Here is a 19,205-nt window from a genome sequence, read left to right as displayed (position 1 = left end):
TCGGTGCCCGGCTTGCGCCGGCCGACCGGTTCCGCCTAATCTGACGCCCGAGGGCAGGGACGGGTGAAACAACCTGTCAAACACGCTTTCAAGGAGAGGAACCATGGTTGAAGTGGTAATTGCCGGTGCGGCCCGTACCCCCATCGGGTCTTTCAACGGCGCCTTTGCGGGCGTGCCCGCCGCCAAGCTGGGCGAGGTCGCCATCCGGGAGGCGCTGGCCCGCGCGCAGACCGATGCGGCCGAAGTCTCCGAAGTGGTGATGGGCCATGTGCTGACCGCCGGCCTGGGCCAGAATCCAGTGCGTCAGGCGGCCATCGCCGCCGGCATCCCGGCCGGTCGCACCGCCTTTGCCATCAACCAGATCTGCGGTTCCGGCCTGCGCGCCGTGGCGCTGGGCTATCAGTCACTGCTGCTGGGTGACACCGATGTGGTGGTGGCCGGCGGTCAGGAAAGCATGTCGCTGTCCCCGCACGCCATCTATATGCGTGGCGGCACCAAGATGGGTGACGCCGCCCTGGTCGACACCATGATCAAGGACGGCCTGTGGGACGCCTTCAACGGCTATCACATGGGCATCACCGCCGAGAATGTGGCGGAGAAGTTCCAGATCAGCCGCGAGGAGCAGGACGCCTTTGCCGCCGGCTCGCAGCAGAAGGCTGAAGCCGCGCAGAAGGAAGGCCGCTTCAAGGCCGAAATCGCCGCCGTCACCATCGCCAGCCGCAAGGGCGATGTGGTGGTGGATGCCGATGAATATCCCAAGCATGGCACCACGGCGGAAACGCTGGCCAAGCTGAAGCCCGCCTTCAAGAAGGATGGTACCGTCACCGCCGGCAATGCGTCTGGCCTCAATGACGGGGCGGCTGCCCTGGTGCTGATGCGTGCTGACAATGCCGCCAAGCGCGGCGTGCAGCCGCTGGCCCGCATCGTCAGCTGGGCCACCGCCGGCGTCGATCCCTCCATCATGGGCACCGGCCCGATCCCGGCGTCGCGCGAAGCGCTGCGCAAGGCCGGCTGGTCCATCGACCAGCTGGACCTGATCGAGGCGAATGAGGCATTCGCCGCCCAGGCCCTGGCCGTGAACAAGGATCTGGGCTGGGATCCGGCCAAGGTGAATGTCAATGGCGGCGCCATTGCCCTGGGTCACCCGATCGGTGCATCGGGCGCCCGCGTGCTGGTGACCCTGTTGCATGAAATGGCCCGCCGCGACGCCAAGAAGGGTCTGGCGACCCTGTGCATTGGCGGCGGCATGGGTGTCGCGCTCTGCGTGGAGCGCGATTGAGCTTCAAAAACGGCCCCTGCCGGCCTGATCGCCGGCGGGGGGCCACCCTTTTAATATCCAAGCAATTCACAACCACGGGGGAAACAAATGGCACGAGTGGCTTTGGTAACGGGTGGTACGCGCGGCATTGGCGAGGCGATTTCTGTCGCCTTGAAGAATGCCGGTTATACCGTCGCCGCCAATTATGGTGGCAATGACGAGGCTGCCCGTCAGTTCACCGAACGGACCGGCATTGCCGCCTATAAGTTCGACGTGTCCGACCCGAACGCGGTGAATGAGTCTGTTGCCAAGATCGAGGCGGAGCTGGGGCCCGTCGATGTGCTGGTCAATAATGCCGGCATCACCCGCGACGGCGTGATGCACCGGATGAATTTTGAACAGTGGAACGCGGTGATCCAGACCAATCTGGCCAGCTGCTTCAATACCTGCCGCGCCGTCATTGACGGGATGCGTGCCCGCAATTTCGGCCGCATCGTCAATATCGGCTCCATCAATGGGCAGGCCGGCCAGTATGGCCAGGTGAACTATGCCGCTGCCAAGTCCGGCATCCATGGTTTCACCAAGGCTCTGGCCCAGGAAGGGGCTGCCAAGGGTATCACCGTGAACGCCATCGCGCCGGGCTATATCGACACGGACATGGTGCGCGCCGTGCCGCCCAACGTGCTGGAAAAGATCGTCGCCAAGGTGCCGGTCGGCCGTCTGGGCAAGGCGGAGGAAATCGCCCGCGGTGTGCTGTTCCTGGTGGCGGATGATGCCGGTTTCATCACCGGCTCCACCCTGTCCATCAATGGTGGTCAGCACATGTATTGATGTCTGGTGGGGAACCACCGGAAAGTCAGGCCCCCGCCGGTTCTCTCGGCGGGGGCTTTTTAATTTTCAGAGGTGCCGGAGCATCATGCCAATCCCCCTGACCCATCCCCGTGTCGGCGTCGGCTGTATCGTCTGGAAGGGCGATCAGATCCTGTTGATCCAGCGCGGCAAACCGCCGGGTGAGGGGGAATGGTCGCTGCCCGGTGGCAGCCAGGAGCTGGGGGAAACACTGTTTCAGGCCGCCATCCGGGAGGTGCGGGAGGAAACGGGGGTGGAGGCGGTGGCCCGGTCGGTGCTGACGGCGGTGGACAATATCGTCCATGATGCCGCCGGTGCCCTGCTGTTCCATTACACCATCGTGGATGTGGTGGCCGAATGGCGGGCGGGGGAGCCGGTGGCCGGCGATGATGCCCGCGCCGTTTGTTGGGCGGGGCCCGCTGAATGGGAAAGGTTGGTGGCCTGGGGCCCCTTGTGCGATGTGCTGCGCCTGGCCTGGGCGCAGCGGCAGGCTTCTCGGTAAGAAAACAAAGCCCCGGACGGGGTACGTCCGGGGCCTGGGCCGATCTTAATTCTTATGCTCGGTCGCCTCGTCGATCTTTTCGGCGGCCTTTTCCTTGGTCTCCTCAATCTTCTCAGCCGCTTTGTCGGTGGCGTTTTCGATTTTGTCGGCGGCCTTTTCCGCTGCTTTGTCGATCTTCTCCCCCGCGCGTTCGGCCGGCCCTTCCTTGTCGCAGGCGGTCAGGGCCAGCGGGGTGCCGGCGATCATCAGGATGGCGGCGATGTGGGTGAATTTGCGCAACATCATCTTACAGTCCCCCTTGGGTTAGGCTTATCGGGGCAGCGGCACGCCGCTTACCCCTTTCACGCTCAGCAGAACGGGGGCGACAGGGGGCTTGTTCCCGATCTCGATGAAGATTGCCGGGACGCGGCGCAGCAGGCCCCAGCCTGTGATATTTTTACGCCCTTTGTCACGGGAAAGTCTTGGAAACCGCACAATCCCCTGGTCAGTTCTTCCCACTTGTTCAATCCATCCTTCACAGGTTCCCGGATGCTGCTTTCCCGTCGAACGCTCACCGCTTCGCTTCTCGCCTTGTCCTTTCCCATGCCCGCCCTGGCCCAACAGGCGGCCCCGCCGCTGGCGCTGGAACGCTCCGCCGTGCATACGCTGACGGCGAAGTCCAACGGCCGCACCTACGATATTTATGTGAAGTTGCCGCCAAAATATGATGCGCCGGAAAATGCCGGGCGGCGCTATCCGGTGATCTATCTCACCGATGGGGATTATACGTTTCAGGTCGCCTCCGGCGTCACCCGGCTGCCGCATAATGCCGGCAAGCTGGAACAGGCCATTCTGGTGGGGCTGCCCAATGCCAAGGGCGAAGACGGCATGGCCGCCCGCCGCCGTGACCTGACCCCCTGGGAGAATCCGGCCATGCCCGGCCCCAATGGCGGCGGCAAGGCCTATGTGGAATTCATCACCGGTCAGGTGCTGCCGCTGATCGATGCGACTTACCGCAGCGATCCGGCCCGGCGCACCTTTGTTGGCCAATCCTATGGCGGGCTGCTGGGCCTGTGGATTCTGTTCAGCCAGCCGCAGCATTTTTCCAGCTATCTGCTGACCAGCCCCTCCATCTGGTATGCTGAAAAGGCACTGACGGCGCTGGAAGCCGACTATGCGAAGAATCACAAGGAGCTGAAGGCCCGGCTGTTCATGGCCACCGGTGCCTTTGAAGGGGTGAAGAAAGGGGCACCCAGCCCGCGTTATAATAAGGAAACCGATATGGTGGGCGACCAGCAGAAAATGGCCAAGGGGCTGCGGGCGCGCGGCTATCAGGGGTTCCAGGTCCAGGATATGGTGATCCCCGCCACCATCCACGAAACCACCTTTCCCATCGGGCTGGTTTATGGGCTGCAATGGCTCTATGGCCAGGATCAGTTATCCGGCTGGGCGCCGGGCGAGTGAGGGACGATATACGGCGGCGACTGCCGCCGCGCGGCCCGTGCCGCGTGAAGCCAAACCTGCGGATGCAGGCGCCCGGCGAGTGAGGGGGCAAGCATAAAGCCAAAAACAAAACCCGCCGCCCATTGCCAGGCTGGCGGGTTTTTGTTTGATCGGTGAAATGGTGCTGCCGATTGGAATCGAACCAACGACCTCGTCCTTACCAAGGACGCGCTCTACCGACTGAGCTACGGCAGCAGCGACATTTCAATGCCCGCAGCCGGATACCGGCTGTGGGGTGGGCGGCTATTTGCCATCCGGGGCGGGCAAGTGCAAGTGAATTATCACCAGCGCAGATCCGGCCGAACAGCGGGGCTTAACCGCTGCCAAAACAAAACCCGCCGTCCGTTGCCGGGCTGGCGGGCTTTTGTTTTTGAAAATGGTGCTGCCGATTGGAATCGAACCAACGACCTCGTCCTTACCAAGGACGCGCTCTACCGACTGAGCTACGGCAGCAGCGACATTTTCAAACCGCGTCGACGTTGGCGTCGCTGCGGTGGGCGGCTATGTGCCACTCCAGGCCCGCCGGCGCAAGCGGAAAATTCGCTGCGGCAGGATTTTTTCTGACACCCTTGACGGCGGCGGGTCAAATCGCCTGGAATTCCGCCGGTTTTCAAGGAGCCAACCCCGCCATGACCAAAGTGCCCCCCAAGAAGGATGATCGTCAGGAACGCCTGGCCCAGGCCCTGCGCGATAATCTGCGCAAGCGCAAGGAACAGAATCGCGCCCGCGACGATGTGGATGCAAACCCGCCCCCCGCTGGGGACGGGCATGAGGGCGGCACCACTGCTTGAGCCCGGCGGGGCGCTGGGCTACAAACTGTTGCGGCCCCCAAGATGTGGGGCCTTTTGCCATTGGGGGACATTATGCCGATCATGCCCGATACCTGGATCCGGGAACAGGCGACCAAGAACGGGATGATCGAGCCGTTCATCGAGGCGCAGAAGCGCGAAGGCGTCATCTCCTATGGCCTGTCCTCCTACGGCTATGACGCGCGCGTGGCCGACGAGTTCAAGATTTTCACCAATGTCGACAATGCTGTCGTCGATCCCAAGCGCTTCGATGAGACGAGCTTTGTTGATCGCAAGACCGATGTCTGCGTCATCCCGCCCAACAGTTTCGTGCTGGCCCGCACGGTGGAATATTTCCGCATTCCGCGCGATGTGCTGGTGGTCTGCCTGGGCAAGAGCACCTATGCCCGCTGCGGCCTGATCGTCAATGTCACGCCGCTGGAACCGGAATGGGAAGGCCATGTGACGCTGGAAATTTCCAACACCACGCCGCTGCCCGCCAAGGTCTATGCCAATGAAGGGCTGTGCCAGTTCCTGTTCTTCCAGGGGGCCAGCCCGTGCGAGGTCTCCTATGCCGACCGGGCCGGCAAATATATGAAGCAGCGTGGCGTCACCCTGGCGCGGATTTGATCCGGCCCCCGCCCTGCTATCGCCTTTTTGCGGGCCGATAATCCCGGCCCGCCCACACCAGACATCAGAACCGAACCCCCATGGACAAGCTCCTCATCCGCGGTGGCAAGCCGCTCAAGGGTCAGATCCCCGTCAGCGGTGCCAAGAATGCGGCCCTGCCGCTGCAGGCCGCCTGCCTTCTCACTGATGAGAAGCTGACCCTGACCAACCTGCCGCTGCTGGCCGATATCACCACCATGAACCGGCTGCTGGCTCAGCATGGGGTGGAGGTGCATATCAACGGGCGCGACGCCTTCGGGTCCAGCGGCCGGTCGGTGGAACTGGACGCCAACGAGATTTTCAACACCACCGCCCCCTATGATCTGGTGCGCAAGATGCGCGCCTCGGTGCTGGTGCTGGGGCCGCTGCTGGCGCGATTCGGTCAGGCCAAGGTCAGCCTGCCCGGTGGCTGCGCCATCGGCACCCGTCCGGTCGATCTGCATATCAAGGGCCTGCAGGCCATGGGCGCGCAGATCGATATCGAGGGTGGGTATATCCTGGCCCGCGCCCCGGAAGGCGGCTTGGTGGGGGCGGAGTTCGTCTTCCCGCAGGTCTCCGTCGGGGCCACGGAAAACCTGATGATGGCCGCCACCCTGGCCAAGGGTGAAACCGTGCTGGTGAATGCCGCCCGCGAACCGGAAATCGGCGATCTGGCCCGCTGCCTGATCGCCATGGGGGCGGAGATCGAGGGGATCGGTTCCGACCGGCTGGTGATCAAGGGCAAGGACCGGCTGCATGGGGCGACCTATGCCGTGCTGCCTGACCGGATCGAGGCTGGCACCTTCGCCATGGCCGCCGCCATCACCGGCGGTGAGCTGGAATTGCTGGGCGCCAAGCTGGACGACCTGAAGGCCGTGGCCAAGACGCTGGCCGCCGCCAATGTGAAAGTGTCAGAGACGGCAAACGGCCTGCTGGTTTCCGCCACCGCCGGGGAACTGGTGGGCGTGGATGTTATGACGGAGCCGTTCCCCGGATTCCCCACCGATCTGCAGGCGCAAATGATGGCGCTGATGTGCGTGGCCAAGGGTGCCTCCATGATCACGGAGACGATTTTCGAGAATCGCTTCATGCATGTGCCAGAACTGGCACGCATGGGGGCGAACATCACCGTCCATGGCTCGTCGGCCCTGGTGCGCGGCGTGCCGCGCCTGACGGGGGCCCCGGTGATGGCGACGGATTTGCGCGCCTCGGTATCGCTGGTGCTGGCCGGTCTGGCGGCACAGGGCGAAACGGTGGTCAACCGCATCTATCACCTGGATCGCGGGTACGAGCGGATTGAACATAAGCTGGCCGCCTGTGGCGCGGATATGGAGCGGGTGAAGGAAGCGGATTGAGGGGGGGATAAAGCCCCTCTTTCAGCTTGAGATTTCTTTCGCGCCGCTTCCCCCTCTCTACCGTCACCCCGGCCTTCGCCGGGGTGACGGTAGAGGGTGGGGGCAGGGTGGAAAGGCCAGCGTGCACCCAACGGCCTGCCCCCTTAAAATCCCCACCACCCCCACCCATCTAAGCCCCATCCCCTGATCACCGGAGAGAAGCAGCGATGACCGGATTGCGTTTGGCCGCGATGGATGCCCAGGATCTGGCGGTGCTGTCGGCCATTCTGCAGGACGCCATCGTGCCCATCGGCGACATTGCCTTTCTGCCCGGAGAGCAATGTTTTGTGGCCGTGGCCAACCGCTTCCGCTGGGAAGGGGAGGGGACACCCGCCGGCCCCACGCCCGATGCTGGCCATGCGGGGGAGCGGGTGAATTGCGGCCTGCGCTTCCTGGGCGTCACCCGCGTCGCCTATCGCGGGTTCGATCTGCGCCGGCGGGATCAGTTCCTCTCCCTGCTGGCGATCGAACCTGCTGATGACGGGGCCAGCCTGCTGCTGCGGCTGGCCGGCGGCGGGGATATCCGCCTGTCTGTCGAACGGCTGGAGGTGCGGCTGGCCGATATCGGGGAGCCGTGGCCCGCCGTGGCGCGCCCCGCCCATCCTGTCTCCAACTGATCGCACCCCAGCCTTTCGCCCCCCGCGTCTGGACGTGGGCGGTTTGGCGTGCCATGTAGTCGCTCCCATTTCCCTACCTGGAGCGTCCAGGACATGATGCCGTCCGCCCCCCAAGACATGCTGGTGCTGGCCCTGCCCAAGGGTCGTATCCTGGATGAGGTGAGGCCCCTGTTGCATCATGTGGGCATTGAGCCGGAACCGGATTTCGATAATCCGAAATCCCGCGCCCTGCGCTTTGCCACCAATCTGCCCCATGTGCAGATCATCCGGGTGCGCAGCTTCGACGTGGCCACCTTCGTGGCCTTCGGGGCGGCCCATCTGGGCGTGTGCGGCAGCGATGTGCTGATGGAGTTCGATTATCCCGAACTCTATACCCCGCTGGATCTGGGCATCGGCAAATGCCGCATCGCCGTGGCCGAGCCGGTGGACCTGTCCACCACGGACGATCCCTCCCGCTGGAGCCATGTGCGCGTGGCGACCAAATACCCGGAGATCACCCGCCGGCACTTCGCCGCGCGCGGCGTGCAGGCGGAATGCATCAAGCTGAACGGGGCCATGGAACTGGCCCCGTCGCTGGGCCTCTGCTCCCGCATCGTCGATCTGGTTTCCACCGGCGTGACGCTGAAGGCCAACGGCCTGGTGGAGATTGAGCATATTGCCGATATCTCCTCCCGCCTTGTCGTCAACCGTGCCGCGTTCAAGACCCGCCATGGCGAAATCCAGGGCTGGATCGACCGTTTCCAGGAGGCCATTGGCAATGCCGGTTAATCTTTCCACCGCCGATGCCGGGTTCGAGGCAGCCTTTACCGAATTGCTGGGCGCCAAGCGCGAGGTTCAGGAAGATCTGAACAATGCCGTCGCTGCCATTCTGGCCGATGTGCGGGTGCGCGGTGATGCCGCCCTGCTGGAATACACGCGCCGCTGGGACCGGCTGGACCTGACCGCCGACCGGCTGCGCATCACCGCTGACGAGATCAGCGCCGCCATCGCGCTGTGTGATCCGGAAACGCTGGCAGCCCTGCGGCTGGCGGCGGAACGGATTGAGGCGTTTCATCGTCGCCAGACGGTGGAGGCCACCCTCTACACCGATGCCGCCGGGGTGCGGCTGGGTGCCCGCTGGACCCCGGTGGGGGCGGTCGGCATCTATGTGCCCGGTGGCACCGCCGCCTATCCCAGTTCGGTGCTGATGAATGCCATCCCCGCCAAGGTGGCGGGCGTGCCGCGCATCGCCATGGTGGTGCCGACGCCGGATGGCAAGCTGAACCCGCTGGTGCTGGCCGCCGCGCATCTGGCCGGCGTGACGGAGATTTACCGCATCGGCGGGGCGCAGGCCGTGGGGGCGCTGGCCTATGGCACGGCGACCATTCCGCCGGTGGACAAGATCACCGGCCCCGGCAATGCCTTTGTCGCCGCCGCCAAGCGGCAGGTTTTCGGCACGGTCGGCATCGACATGATCGCCGGCCCGTCGGAAATTCTGGTGGTGGCTGATGCGGCCAATGACCCGGCCTGGATTGCCGCCGACCTGTTGAGCCAGGCGGAACATGATACGTCGGCCCAGTCGATTCTGATCACCGATGATGCCGGCTTTGCCGAATCGGTGGCGGCAGCGGTGGAAACCCATCTGGCGACCCTGCCGCGTGCCGCCATTGCGCGCGAAAGCTGGAATGCCCATGGCGCCATCATCAAAGTGGCCAGCCTGGAAGAAGCGGTGGCGCTGGTGGACCGTATCGCGCCCGAACATCTGGAACTGGCCGTGGCCGACCCGGATGCGCTGGCCGCCCAGGTACGCAATGCCGGGGCAATTTTCTTAGGGCGCCACACGCCGGAAGCCATTGGCGATTATGTCGCGGGGCCGAATCACGTGCTGCCCACGGCGCGGTCGGCCCGCTTCTCCAGCGGTCTGAATGTGCTGGATTTCATGAAGCGGACGACCCTGGTGGGCTGTTCCCCGGCGGCCCTGGCCGCCATCGGCCCTGCCGCCGTGGCCCTGGCGGAAGCCGAAGGGCTGGGCGCGCACGCCCTGTCGGTTGCAATCCGGCTTGCCAACAAGGCCGGCTGACAGCAGGGTAGGGGACGGGTGGTAGTGCCGCCCGACCCCTTACCAAAGCCGCCGGACCCAACCGGCGGTACAGACCGGGAGAAGCTGGTGATGCATCAGGAGGCCATGACGCGATGAATGCGCCCCATCACCGGATCGTTCATGTTGAACTGGTCGAAAAACACGTGCTCCGCCACAATATGGAAGTGGAGCATGAACGGGCCGTGGCGATTTTCGACCTGCTGGACGAAAATCGCTTTGCCCTGGTGGAGATGCCGGATCATGGGCCGTTCCGCCTGTTCCTCTCGGTGGAGGATAACCGGCTGATCTTTGACATCAGGTCAGAGGATGATCAGCCGCTGAACCGGACCAGCCTGCCGCTGACCCCCTTCCGCACCATCGTGCGCGACTATTTCATGATCTGCGACAGCTATTACAAGGCGATCAAGACGGCATCGCCCTCACAGATTGAAGCCATCGATATGGGCCGGCGCGGCCTGCATAATGAAGGATCGGAACTGCTGCGGGAGCGGCTGGCCGGCAAGGTGGAGCTGGATTTCAACACCGCCCGGCGCATCTTTACCCTGATCTGCGTGCTGCATATCAGGGGCTGACGTCAGCATGTCCGCCATCGCCCCCGCCCGCATCTCCTCTGTTCTGTTTGCCTGCACGCATAATTCCATCCGCTCCCCCATGGCGGAGGGGTTGTTGAAGATGCTGCACGGCAAGACGCTTTATGTAGACAGTGCCGGCGTGCGCGAAGGCGACGCCGACCCGTTCGTCACGGCGGTGATGGCGGAACTGGGCGTCGACATGTCCCGCCACCATTGCAAGACTTTCGACCAGTTGCAGGATGACAGCTTCGATTTGGTCATCTCACTCTCGCCGGAGGCGCAGCACAAGGCGGTGGAAATGACCCGCACCATGGCCTGTGATGTGGAGTTCTGGCACACGTTCGATCCCTCGCTGGTGGAAGGCAACCGGGAGGCGCGACTCGATGCCTATCGGCAGGTGCGCGACACCATTTTGAAGCGGTTGAAGGATCGTTTTCCGGACGGTTGAGCAAGCGGCGGACGCTGCAATTTATCCCGTTGGAACCCCCATCCCCTGCCATGGGCGGGGAGGGGTGCAGACGTGCGTGGAAAACACTTGACCGCGTGGCGCGCGGCAATCACCTATTTGCCGTTTTTCAGCGCCAAGACCCAGGAAGACATGGCCAAAGAAGATCTGATCGAGTTCTCCGGCACGGTGACGGAACTGCTGCCCAACGCGATGTTTCGCGTCAAGCTCGATAACGAACATGAAGTGCTCGCCCACACCTCCGGCAAGATGCGCAAGAATCGCATCCGCGTGCTGGCGGGGGATCGCGTCAATGTCGAAATGACGCCCTATGACCTGACCAAGGGGCGGATCACTTTCCGCTTCAAGTAAGCGGAAAGTTGTCTCATGACCTTGCAAGGTACGCCGGCGCTGGCTGGTGACGGGCCCGGCCCCCTGGCCGGACGCCCGAAGCTGGTGCTGGCCTCCGGTTCCCCCCGGCGGCGGGAATTGCTGGCCCAGATCGGGCTGGTGCCGGACGCCGTTGATCCGGCCGATATCGACGAATCCCCTCTGAAGGACGAATTGCCCGCCCCCCACGCCCTGCGTCTGGCGCGGGAAAAGGCGGCGGTGACGGCGGCGCGCCATCCGGGCGCCATCGTGCTGGCCGCTGACACGGTGGTGGGGCTGGGTCGGCGCATCCTGCCCAAGGCGGATGATGCCGCCACGGCGCGGCAATGTCTGACCCTGCTGCAGGGCCGGCGGCACCGGGTGCATACCGGTTTCTGCGTCATTGGTGCCGATGGGCGCGTCTGGTCCCGCACGGTGGAAACGGCGGTGATTTTCCGCACCCTGTCCGCCCATGAAATTGAAAGCTATATTGCCACCGGCGATTGGCGCGGCAAGGCCGGCGGTTATGCCATCCAGGGGATTGGCAGTCTGTTCGTGCGGCAGATTGGTGGCAGCTACAGCAATGTGGTGGGCCTGCCGTTGACGGAGGTGGGGGGCACCCTGCGCGCCGCCGGGCTGGACGCCCTGGCGCTGGCCGCGGCGGCCGCCACTGCACCGAAAGCCGGCTGATGCGCCGGCTGCTGATCGACCGGCGGGGGGCGCTGACGCGCTGTGCCCTGCTGGGCGATGGCATCCTGACTGATCTTGCCATCGATCATGCGAACCATCCCGGCTGGCTGGGTGCCGTGGCGCTGGGCCGCGTCACCCGCATTGCCGCCGGGCTGGATGCCGCCTTTGTGGATTTCGGCGACCGGGTGCCCGGTCTGCTCTCCGCCGCTGATGTGCGGCCCGCCCGCCGTGATGCCAAGATCGGCCAGTTGCTGCGCACCGGCCAATCCGTGCTGGTGCAGGTGAAGGCCGATGCCCATGGCGACAAGGGCGCCAGCCTGACGGGCGATATCTCCCTGCCGGGCCGTTTCCTGGTCTATACGCCGCTGGGCGATGGGCTGCATCTGTCCAAGCGCCTGGGCAAGGGGCCGCAGGTGAATGCCCTGCGTGCCCTGTTCGCCGCTGAACTGCCCAACCAGGGCGGCTGGATCGTGCGCGGGGAGGCGGCGGGGGTGGACCCGGGGCTGGTGCTGGCGGAGGCCGAGGCCCTGCTGGCCCGCTGGCGCCCGGCCAGCTTGAGTGCGGGTGGGGCGGCCCCCCGCACCCTGATCCCCCCGCCCGATGCCCTCCGCCGCGCGGTGACGGAACTGCCACGTGATGGCTTGGCGGAGATCATGGTGGAGGGAGCGGAGCTGCTGGCCTCGGTGAAGGCGCTGCTGGCCGATGATGCCCCCGATCTGCTGGCCCTGGTCAAACCCTGGAAGCCGGGGGACGGGCGTCGCCTGTTCGATCAGGGCGATGTGGATGGCGAAATTGCCCGTGCCGCCGGCCGGCGGGTGCCGCTGGCCTATGGCGGTTCCCTGGTCATCGACCGGACCGAGGCGCTGACCGTGGTGGATGTGAATGGGGGGGAGCGGGGCAATCCGCTGGCCACCAATCTGGATGCCTGCCCGGAAATCGCCCGCCAATTGCGCCTGCGCAATATTGGCGGCATCGTGGTGGTGGATTTCGTCAATATGGGCCGTGCCGGTGACCGCGATGCGGTGGTGCGGGCCTTGAGCGAGGCGGTGGCCGCCGATCCGGTGGCCACCCATGTTTACGGCATGTCGCGCCTGGGCCTGGTGGAGGTGACGCGCGCGCGCCGCGGCCCCGCCCTGGCCGACCTGCTGGCCCTGGATGGAAGTGATGAAGATGAGTGACGATCCCATTGATCTGGCGGCTGCCCGCCCCCGCAAACAGGCGGCCTGCCCCATCTGCAGCCGCCCGGTGGTGGCTGCCTTCAAACCCTTCTGTTCCAAGCGCTGCGCCGATGTGGACCTGTCCCGCTGGCTGGGGGAGGCCTATCGCGTGCCGGTGGCCCCCGATGATGACGAGGCCGAACAGGCAGATGAAAAAAATCAGACCCTGTAAAAAAAGTGCTTTACAGGGTCCGGCCAAGTCTCTAAAAGCGCCTCCACCGGACGGCGCGACCAACACCGCCCGGCGCTGAAACGGCGAAAGCCGACAGCAAATGCGATAGTGCCCAGGTAGCTCAGTCGGTAGAGCAGGGGATTGAAAATCCCCGTGTCGGCGGTTCGATTCCGTCCCTGGGCACCATTGCATATCTGGTCTGAAGGCCGCGAACATTTGTTCAGCGGCTTTTTTTATTTTCTAATCCATACAGATTTACGGCGATCATTGGGATGACCGCCGTTTTATTCTGATCGGGAAGTGGGATTTCACGCAGCCCTTATCTTGGCCAGGAAGCTGTCCACCGCGCGGCCCAGCCGTTCTGTCTGGGTGCTGATGCTTTCAGAGGTGGTGAGAACCTGCATGGCCGTCTGCTTCGATTCCGAGGCGGCTTGGCTGACATCCTGGATGGTGCTGCTGACCTCCTGCGTGCCGTTGGCGGCCTGCTGGACATTGCGGGCAATTTCCCCGGTGGCGGCGTTCTGTTCCTCCACCGCAGAGGCAATGCCGGTGGTGATGCCGCGCATCTCGTTGATCACCTGGCCGACGCCCCGGATGCTGTCCGCCGATTCACGGGCGATGCGCTGGACATTGCTGATCTGGCTGGCAATTTCCTCTGTCGCCTTGGCCGTCTGGGCGGCCAGATGCTTGACCTCGCCCGCCACCACGGCGAAACCCTTGCCGGCTTCGCCGGCGCGCGCCGCCTCGATGGTGGCGTTCAGGGCCAGCATGTTGGTCTGCCCGGCGATGGAGGAAATCAGCTCCACCACATTGCCGATCCGGTCAGCTGCCGCCGTCAGCCCCAGAATCTGCTGATTGGCTTGCTCCGCCGTACGCACCGCACTGCTGGCAATGTTGGTAGAGGCGCTGGCCTGCCCGGCAATTTCCCGGATGGAGGCGGACAGTTCCTCAGTTGCCACGGCGACGGTCTGCACATTGGCGCTGGCCTGTTCCGATCCGGCCGCCACCGTCACGGCGCGGGTGCTGGTACGGTCGGCGGTGGCCGTCATCCCATTGGCGGCCTGATTCATCTGGCCGGCAGCATCGGCCAGGCTTTGCAGCACATCGCGCACATTTTCTTCCAGTTCCCGTGCGATGGCGGCCAGGGTCTCTTTCCGCTCCAGGGCCGCCTTGGCCTCAAGGGCCAGCCGGTCCTGCTCGGCCTGTTTCAAATTGCCGGCCATGGTGTTCAGCGCACGGGCCAGGGTGCCCGTTTCATCCACCTGCGCCACGTCCAGGCTGTTATCCAGGTGGCCGGCGGCCACTTCTTCGGCAAAGCGGGCGCTGTTGCGGATGGGGCGGGCAATGCCGCGCGCCACCAGCCACATGCCACCGATGCTGGCCAGCGCGATCACCACGGCCACGGCCCCCTGCAGCAGGGTGTCCAGACTGTTGCGATCCTCCAGCGCTGCCGCCAGGGCAGTGGCTTCAGCCATGGCCACGGCGCGCGGCACCTCGATCAGCACGGCCCAGGGGGTCTTGGTGCGGCCCAACTGGATGGGGGCGAAGGCCTTGATCGTGTCGCTGCTGCTATCCTCGCTGACCTGTGCCTTGCCAGCCTGGATCGTCGCCAGATCCTGCGCCCAGTTATTGTCGAAGCGCTGATAGGTGCTGCCGATGGCATCGGGATGTTCGCTGGAGGCCACGATCAGCCCCTTGTGGCTGATGATGGTGACGGCGGCCTTGCCATTGAAGACAGAGCCCTTCACCCGTTCGGCGAGTTTCTGCACGAAGGACAGGTCGAAATCGGCACCGGCCACGCCCTGGAACTTGCCGCCGATCATGATCGGCACCGACATGGTGGCCAGATAGACATCCTTGCCCTGCACGATATAGGGCAGGGGATCGAGAATGCTTTCGCCGCCGCCATTTTGCGGGCCGATATACCAGCCGCCCTTCATCACCCCGTTGGGGTGCAGGGCGCTGCTGTCATATTCCACCAGCGGCTGGATGGCGATGCGCCCCCCGGCATCGCGGGTCCAATAAGGCAGGAAGCGCCCCGTGGCATCGGAGCCGACATCTTTACGGTCACGATGGGCATTGTCCTGCCCGTCCAGGGCATCGGGTTCCCAGGCGGAATAGGTGCCGTTGAACTGCGGATTATCCTTCAGCATGTTCAACAGGATGGCGTTGAACTGCGCCCGCCGCTGGGCCAGCGGCACGCCGCCCTTGTCGGGGCTGGCGGCCAGCACCTCAAAGCTGCGGGCCATGTTGCGGGCGGCATCAAATGCCATGTCCAGGGTGGAGCGGATGGCCCCCGCCTGGGTGCTGGCCAGGGTTTCAAGACTTTCCTTCGTCTTGTGATCCGACAGGGCGCTTGCCTGCTCTGCCACGAAGCTCTTGGTATTGCCCGAGGCGATGAGGCCATAGCCAACCAGCACCCCGGTGGCCCCCAAAACACAGGCTGCTGAAAGTAAAGCGATTTTAGATTGTATGGATCGAAACTGCATGATGGCCCCCCTCCAAAGGTGGCTGGCTGGCTGCTGTGGCGCCAATCCAGACAAACATAAGTGGTGGTGGGATTTCTGATTTGATATAGATCAATTTTTATGAATAGAGGTTTTGTTCTTTGGTATATACTGTGGTTTGTTGCTTTGTATTCTTTTGGATAGGTTTGTGTCTTGGTGGATGGTTAATATTTATACACATATCCGTATTCTATTTTTTCCACTATTTTTCCTTTTGGCTATCGGGGTTTAATTCCGGATACCGCGCGATCAAGGCGCGGGTGACGCCGTTGGTCCAGCCGAAGCCATCCTGAAGCGGATACTCACCGCCCCCGCCGGGCAGGCGTTCCTCGACATTATATTTCTCCAGCAGCTTGCCAGTGGCGCGATAGGTGCTGTCCACCGTGCCGATCCAGCGCTGGGCAATGTCACGCGCCAAAGGCCGGTGCCCATAGCGGGCCAGCCCTTCCACCGCCACCCATTGCAGCGGCGGCCAGCCATTGGGGGCGTCCCATTGCTGACCGCTGCGGATGTGCGTGGTGCGCAGGCCCCCCGGTGCCAGCAATTCGCGTTCGGTCAATGCTGCGACCGCGTCGGCCTGTGACGGCGTGGCCAGCCCAACGAAAAGGGGGAACAGGGTGGCGGCGGAAAGCACCGAGGTGGGGCGTCCCTGGACGATGTCATAATCGGCAAAGCGCCCCTGCTGCGGTTGCCAGAGATGGCGAATGATCGCCCCCTGGCGAGCAGCGGCTTGCCGTTCGAACAGATCGGCACAAGCGCGATCCTCCAGCAGGGCGCAACGCAGGGCGATGGACCGCTCCAACTGCCAGAGCAGGCTGTTGAGATCGACCGGGATGATGTCGGTGGTGCGGATGCTGGACAGCTTCGCCGGGTCGTCCAGCCAGCGGGAACTGAAATCCCAGCCGCTTTCGGCGGCGGCCCGCAGATGGCGGTAAACCGCTGCGGCCGGGCGGTCCGGCGCCTCACGGGCGGTTTCCACATCCTCAGCATAGGATTCGTCGCGCGGGCTGTCACGATCATCCCAGTAGCGGTTCAACAGGCTGCCATCGGCCAGCCGCACCACCCGTTGGCAGGCATCGGGCTGATGCGCCTTGGCCGTCAGGCAGCCGCGCCCGTGCATCCAGAAATCATGTTCCCTTTTCAGGGCTGTCAAATGGCGCCGCTGCGTTGCCTCATCCCCCTTCGGCAACAGATCGACCATCAGGGCGAAGAAGGGGGGCTGGGAGCGGCTGAGATAATAGCTGCGGGTGCCGTTGGGGATGCGGCCATAGGTTTCCAACAGATATTCGAAATCCACTACCATGGACTGCACCAGTTCCATCCGGCCGTCGCGCACCAGCCCCAGCATGGTGAAATAGCTGTCCCAGTAATAAATCTCCCGGAAACGCCCACCCGGCACCACATAGGGGGCGGGCAGGGCCAGGGCGGATGATCCGGGTGGCGGGGATTCCGGGGGGCGGGTCAGATGGGGCCACAGGGCGGCGATATGATCCAGCAGCGGGCCCGGCGCGGCGCTGCCTGCCGGGCTGGTGGCCGGCGGCGCGACATCCGCCGGTAGGGTAAAATTATCCAGCACGAAGCGGCGCAGTGCGACTGCATCGGCGGGCGGATGGGCCCGGAAATCCACCATGATGGCGTCCGGCGTGCGCTTGGGCACAGCGTCCACAAAGCTTTTGCCATCGCCGAACAGCCGTTGGCTCTGTACTGCCTGGAACAGGGGGCCGTAAAGGTCGGCAGGGCTGGGGGACTGGGTAAAGGCACAGAGCCAGAGGGCGGCGATCAAGATGATGATACGGCTGCGCATGATCTCCCCCCATCTCTCCACAGAGCCACCGGTTGGCGGGTCGTCAAGTGAAGGCTTGGGGGGCGCCAATGGTTCCCTGATGGGGCTATTTTTGTCGTCCACCCAGGTTGGGGGGCGACCATTTAAGCTCACATGGCTGTTTTGATGGTGTAGATTTGATATAAAGGCGCGGTCAGTATTTGAAGCTTTCGGAAATATAAATTGATGAAGGCATCGATTGCCGGTTTGGGGCAGCGCAATAAATCGGGACCATTGGGCAGGGTTTCTGCCCACAGATAATCATCGAACACCAGCAGGCCGCCAACTTTCAGCAATTTGAAACCGAGAACCGCATCGCACAGCACATCGGGGGCCTGATGTGATCCATCAATATAGACCATATCGAAATAGCCCTGCTTTCCCTCTGCCAGCAGCTTGGCCAGCTGCACATCAGAATTCCCTTTGTGGACATGCAGGTCCAGCTTGTGGGGTGCCTTGCTGGCCGCCACCGCCATATTGTGGTGAAAGCGCATTTCCGTGTGCGACATTTGCATGGAGGCATCTTGATGCTCAATCCCGCCTTCCCAACTGTCAACACAATGCAGTTCCAGCTCACCGACCGGGGTTATCGTCTCCACCACATAGCAGGCACTTGCCCCCTCGTAACTGCCCACTTCCAGCACCCGCCGGGGGGACAATCGCGGTACCAGCTGGCTCCAGCTCACCTTGGCTGTATCTTCGAACCATTTGTTCGTGAATTGATAGTCCATGATCGTCCATGCGGCTGATAATGTAATTTGGTTATATTATAGCAAAATTTTAAATTTCTCCCAGGAAACAAAGGAATCGCGATCGCTTTTCTTCGGTCGTTGCCGGCGCATCTGCCTTTTCATGTGCTGCCGAAGGATCGGCACGGTGTTGGAACCTGTACAGGCCCCACCCGCGCCAATCCGCGCAGGTGGGGCCCGCGTTGCCCCGCTTCCCAGCGGGCCGGCTTGCCGCTATGGTGCGGCTATCATGAGCGATGCACGCACCGACCACACCGCCGCCGGCCCCAGCGCCACCCCGCCCCGCCCGCCCGCTGGGGAGGAGGGGCGCTATTTCGGCTTCCGGGAGATTGACCCGACCGAAAAGGCCCCGCTGGTGCAAGGCGTGTTCGGCAGTGTGGCCGGCCGCTATGACCTGATGAATGATCTGATGTCGATGGGCATTCACCGGCTGTGGAAGGATGCCTTCGTCGATCTGGTGCGCCCGCGTGAGGGGGAAGCCCTGCTGGATGTGGCCGGCGGCACGGGCGATATCGCCTTTCGCCTGAAGAAGAAGGCGCCGGCCGCCGCCGTCACCGTCTGTGACCTGACAGAGGCCATGGTGCGGGTGGGGCGTGACCGGGGTATCGACCAGGGAGCCGTCGGCGGCATCGACTGGACGGTCGGCAATGCCGAAGACCTGCCCTTTGCCAGCCGGTCGATGGATGCCTATACGATCGCCTTTGGCTTGCGCAACGTTACCCATATCGACAAGGCCCTGCGGGAGGCGCGGCGCGTGCTGAAGCCCGGTGGCCGCTTCTTCTGCCTGGAATTCAGCCATGTGGTGATCCCGGTGCTGCGGGATATCTATGACAGCTATTCCTTCCACCTGCTGCCCCGGTTGGGCCAGATGGTGGCGGGCGACCGCGACAGTTACCAATATCTGGTGGAAAGCATCCGCCGCTTCCCCGAACAGCAGGCGCTTTGCCGCCGGATTGAGGCGGCGGGCTTCACCCAGGCACGGGCGCGCAACCTGTCGGGTGGCATTGCCTGTATCCATTCCGGCTGGCGCGTTTAAGGCGCCCG

The 19,205-nt window shown here is 63.8% G+C and carries 21 protein-coding genes and 3 tRNA genes; 18 read left to right on the top strand and 6 right to left on the bottom strand.

Annotated elements, in window-relative coordinates:
- The first annotated feature begins 103 nt into the window (after positions 1 to 103).
- The 3 genes from PCJ49_RS07435 to PCJ49_RS07425 all read left to right on the top strand — a co-directional run bounded on the left by PCJ49_RS07435 (position 104) and on the right by PCJ49_RS07425 (position 2,609).
- Positions 104 to 1,279: an acetyl-CoA C-acetyltransferase gene (locus PCJ49_RS07435; protein WP_269910373.1), complete on the top strand. Its 1,176-nt coding sequence runs from the start codon at positions 104 to 106 to the stop codon at positions 1,277 to 1,279.
- Between the two features lie 87 nt (positions 1,280 to 1,366).
- The gene (gene phbB, locus PCJ49_RS07430; RefSeq protein WP_269910372.1) at positions 1,367 to 2,089 is read left to right on the top strand and encodes an acetoacetyl-CoA reductase; all 723 of its coding nucleotides are present in this window, start codon (positions 1,367 to 1,369) and stop codon (positions 2,087 to 2,089) included.
- Positions 2,090 to 2,174: 85 nt separating this feature from the next.
- Positions 2,175 to 2,609 (top strand): NUDIX hydrolase, encoded by a 435-nt coding sequence (locus tag PCJ49_RS07425; RefSeq protein WP_269910371.1) that lies wholly within the window; start codon positions 2,175 to 2,177, stop codon positions 2,607 to 2,609.
- 45 nt (positions 2,610 to 2,654) lie between these two features.
- On the opposite strand, the gene PCJ49_RS07420 is transcribed toward PCJ49_RS07425, so the two are convergent.
- Positions 2,655 to 2,894, bottom strand: coding sequence for a hypothetical protein (locus tag PCJ49_RS07420; protein ID WP_269910370.1), 240 nt, complete (start codon positions 2,892 to 2,894; stop codon positions 2,655 to 2,657).
- Between the two features lie 243 nt (positions 2,895 to 3,137).
- Between PCJ49_RS07420 and PCJ49_RS07415 the strand changes: the two genes are divergently transcribed.
- Entirely contained in the window at positions 3,138 to 4,052 is a 915-nt protein-coding gene (locus PCJ49_RS07415; protein WP_269910369.1) for an alpha/beta hydrolase-fold protein, read from the top strand.
- Between the two features lie 158 nt (positions 4,053 to 4,210).
- Here PCJ49_RS07415 and PCJ49_RS07410 read toward each other — a convergent pair.
- Both PCJ49_RS07410 and PCJ49_RS07405 read right to left on the bottom strand, forming a co-directional pair.
- A tRNA-Thr gene (locus PCJ49_RS07410) sits at positions 4,211 to 4,286 on the bottom strand.
- A 182-nt stretch (positions 4,287 to 4,468) separates the two neighbouring features.
- Positions 4,469 to 4,544, bottom strand: a tRNA-Thr gene (locus tag PCJ49_RS07405).
- Positions 4,545 to 4,720: 176 nt separating this feature from the next.
- On the opposite strand from PCJ49_RS07405, the gene PCJ49_RS07400 reads away from it, so the two are divergent.
- The 13 genes from PCJ49_RS07400 (at position 4,721) to PCJ49_RS07340 (ending at position 13,269) form a co-directional block, all read left to right on the top strand.
- Positions 4,721 to 4,882, top strand: coding sequence for a hypothetical protein (locus PCJ49_RS07400; protein ID WP_160105662.1), 162 nt, complete (start codon positions 4,721 to 4,723; stop codon positions 4,880 to 4,882).
- A 72-nt stretch (positions 4,883 to 4,954) separates the two neighbouring features.
- Entirely contained in the window at positions 4,955 to 5,509 is a 555-nt protein-coding gene (dcd, locus tag PCJ49_RS07395) for a dCTP deaminase (protein WP_269910368.1), read from the top strand.
- An 80-nt stretch (positions 5,510 to 5,589) separates the two neighbouring features.
- A complete protein-coding gene (gene murA, locus PCJ49_RS07390; protein WP_153204267.1) occupies positions 5,590 to 6,882 on the top strand; it encodes a UDP-N-acetylglucosamine 1-carboxyvinyltransferase in 1,293 nt (430 codons plus the stop codon).
- 206 nt (positions 6,883 to 7,088) lie between these two features.
- Entirely contained in the window at positions 7,089 to 7,538 is a 450-nt protein-coding gene (locus tag PCJ49_RS07385; RefSeq protein WP_269910367.1) for a DUF2948 family protein, read from the top strand.
- Positions 7,539 to 7,634: 96 nt separating this feature from the next.
- Positions 7,635 to 8,306, top strand: coding sequence for an ATP phosphoribosyltransferase (gene hisG, locus PCJ49_RS07380; RefSeq protein ID WP_089287739.1), 672 nt, complete (start codon positions 7,635 to 7,637; stop codon positions 8,304 to 8,306).
- On the top strand, positions 8,296 to 9,597 hold the full coding sequence (gene hisD, locus PCJ49_RS07375; protein WP_269910366.1) for a histidinol dehydrogenase: 1,302 nt from the start codon (positions 8,296 to 8,298) through the stop codon (positions 9,595 to 9,597). Before hisG ends, hisD begins: the two co-directional genes overlap by 11 nt.
- 113 nt (positions 9,598 to 9,710) lie before the next feature.
- A complete protein-coding gene (locus PCJ49_RS07370; RefSeq protein WP_089287404.1) occupies positions 9,711 to 10,190 on the top strand; it encodes a UPF0262 family protein in 480 nt (159 codons plus the stop codon).
- 7 nt (positions 10,191 to 10,197) lie between these two features.
- Positions 10,198 to 10,638, top strand: coding sequence for an arsenate reductase ArsC (locus tag PCJ49_RS07365; RefSeq protein WP_269910365.1), 441 nt, complete (start codon positions 10,198 to 10,200; stop codon positions 10,636 to 10,638).
- A gap of 150 nt (positions 10,639 to 10,788) precedes the next feature.
- Positions 10,789 to 11,007: a translation initiation factor IF-1 gene (gene infA, locus PCJ49_RS07360; RefSeq protein WP_028097283.1), complete on the top strand. Its 219-nt coding sequence runs from the start codon at positions 10,789 to 10,791 to the stop codon at positions 11,005 to 11,007.
- 15 nt (positions 11,008 to 11,022) lie between these two features.
- Positions 11,023 to 11,694, top strand: coding sequence for a Maf family protein (locus PCJ49_RS07355; RefSeq protein ID WP_089287402.1), 672 nt, complete (start codon positions 11,023 to 11,025; stop codon positions 11,692 to 11,694).
- Positions 11,694 to 12,872, top strand: coding sequence for a ribonuclease E/G (locus tag PCJ49_RS07350; RefSeq protein WP_269910364.1), 1,179 nt, complete (start codon positions 11,694 to 11,696; stop codon positions 12,870 to 12,872). Before PCJ49_RS07355 ends, PCJ49_RS07350 begins: the two co-directional genes overlap by 1 nt.
- A complete protein-coding gene (yacG, locus tag PCJ49_RS07345) occupies positions 12,865 to 13,083 on the top strand; it encodes a DNA gyrase inhibitor YacG (protein ID WP_269910363.1) in 219 nt (72 codons plus the stop codon). The genes PCJ49_RS07350 and yacG overlap by 8 nt, the downstream gene beginning before the upstream one ends.
- 110 nt (positions 13,084 to 13,193) lie before the next feature.
- Positions 13,194 to 13,269: transfer RNA gene (locus PCJ49_RS07340), tRNA-Phe, on the top strand.
- 122 nt (positions 13,270 to 13,391) lie between these two features.
- Here PCJ49_RS07340 and PCJ49_RS07335 read toward each other — a convergent pair.
- The 3 genes from PCJ49_RS07335 to PCJ49_RS07325 form a co-directional block, all read right to left on the bottom strand.
- Positions 13,392 to 15,518, bottom strand: a complete 2,127-nt coding sequence (locus PCJ49_RS07335; protein WP_347710424.1) for a methyl-accepting chemotaxis protein — start codon at positions 15,516 to 15,518, stop codon at positions 13,392 to 13,394.
- Positions 15,519 to 15,792: 274 nt separating this feature from the next.
- Complete coding sequence (gene treF / locus PCJ49_RS07330; protein WP_269910361.1) at positions 15,793 to 17,394, bottom strand: alpha,alpha-trehalase TreF; 1,602 nt, start codon at positions 17,392 to 17,394, stop codon at positions 15,793 to 15,795.
- A gap of 128 nt (positions 17,395 to 17,522) precedes the next feature.
- The gene (locus PCJ49_RS07325) at positions 17,523 to 18,056 is read right to left on the bottom strand and encodes a class I SAM-dependent methyltransferase (protein ID WP_269910360.1); all 534 of its coding nucleotides are present in this window, start codon (positions 18,054 to 18,056) and stop codon (positions 17,523 to 17,525) included.
- A 334-nt stretch (positions 18,057 to 18,390) separates the two neighbouring features.
- Between PCJ49_RS07325 and ubiE the strand changes: the two genes are divergently transcribed.
- Positions 18,391 to 19,197: a bifunctional demethylmenaquinone methyltransferase/2-methoxy-6-polyprenyl-1,4-benzoquinol methylase UbiE gene (ubiE, locus tag PCJ49_RS07320; protein WP_269910359.1), complete on the top strand. Its 807-nt coding sequence runs from the start codon at positions 18,391 to 18,393 to the stop codon at positions 19,195 to 19,197.
- The last annotated feature ends 8 nt before the right edge of the window (positions 19,198 to 19,205 follow it).

It is taken from the genome of Niveispirillum sp. BGYR6 (genome assembly GCF_027568365.1).
Lineage (GTDB): Bacteria > Pseudomonadota > Alphaproteobacteria > Azospirillales > Azospirillaceae > Niveispirillum.
Note: the sequence above shows the minus strand (reverse complement) of the source record. Positions and strands in the feature narration are given on the sequence as shown.

Bases quoted from the DNA above. Each gene is read 5' to 3' on its own strand.
- PCJ49_RS07435 (WP_269910373.1), top strand. From the start codon at position 104: ATGGTTGAAGTGGTAATTGCCGGTGCGGCCCGTACCCCCATCGGGTCT.
- phbB (WP_269910372.1), top strand. From the start codon at position 1,367: ATGGCACGAGTGGCTTTGGTAACGGGTGGTACGCGCGGCATTGGCGAG.
- PCJ49_RS07425 (WP_269910371.1), top strand. From the start codon at position 2,175: ATGCCAATCCCCCTGACCCATCCCCGTGTCGGCGTCGGCTGTATCGTC.
- PCJ49_RS07420 (WP_269910370.1), bottom strand. From the start codon at position 2,894: ATGATGTTGCGCAAATTCACCCACATCGCCGCCATCCTGATGATCGCC.
- PCJ49_RS07415 (WP_269910369.1), top strand. From the start codon at position 3,138: ATGCTGCTTTCCCGTCGAACGCTCACCGCTTCGCTTCTCGCCTTGTCC.
- PCJ49_RS07400 (WP_160105662.1), top strand. From the start codon at position 4,721: ATGACCAAAGTGCCCCCCAAGAAGGATGATCGTCAGGAACGCCTGGCC.
- dcd (WP_269910368.1), top strand. From the start codon at position 4,955: ATGCCGATCATGCCCGATACCTGGATCCGGGAACAGGCGACCAAGAAC.
- murA (WP_153204267.1), top strand. From the start codon at position 5,590: ATGGACAAGCTCCTCATCCGCGGTGGCAAGCCGCTCAAGGGTCAGATC.
- PCJ49_RS07385 (WP_269910367.1), top strand. From the start codon at position 7,089: ATGACCGGATTGCGTTTGGCCGCGATGGATGCCCAGGATCTGGCGGTG.
- hisG (WP_089287739.1), top strand. From the start codon at position 7,635: ATGCCGTCCGCCCCCCAAGACATGCTGGTGCTGGCCCTGCCCAAGGGT.
- hisD (WP_269910366.1), top strand. From the start codon at position 8,296: ATGCCGGTTAATCTTTCCACCGCCGATGCCGGGTTCGAGGCAGCCTTT.
- PCJ49_RS07370 (WP_089287404.1), top strand. From the start codon at position 9,711: ATGAATGCGCCCCATCACCGGATCGTTCATGTTGAACTGGTCGAAAAA.
- PCJ49_RS07365 (WP_269910365.1), top strand. From the start codon at position 10,198: ATGTCCGCCATCGCCCCCGCCCGCATCTCCTCTGTTCTGTTTGCCTGC.
- infA (WP_028097283.1), top strand. From the start codon at position 10,789: ATGGCCAAAGAAGATCTGATCGAGTTCTCCGGCACGGTGACGGAACTG.
- PCJ49_RS07355 (WP_089287402.1), top strand. From the start codon at position 11,023: ATGACCTTGCAAGGTACGCCGGCGCTGGCTGGTGACGGGCCCGGCCCC.
- PCJ49_RS07350 (WP_269910364.1), top strand. From the start codon at position 11,694: ATGCGCCGGCTGCTGATCGACCGGCGGGGGGCGCTGACGCGCTGTGCC.
- yacG (WP_269910363.1), top strand. From the start codon at position 12,865: ATGAGTGACGATCCCATTGATCTGGCGGCTGCCCGCCCCCGCAAACAG.
- treF (WP_269910361.1), bottom strand. From the start codon at position 17,394: ATGCGCAGCCGTATCATCATCTTGATCGCCGCCCTCTGGCTCTGTGCC.
- ubiE (WP_269910359.1), top strand. From the start codon at position 18,391: ATGAGCGATGCACGCACCGACCACACCGCCGCCGGCCCCAGCGCCACC.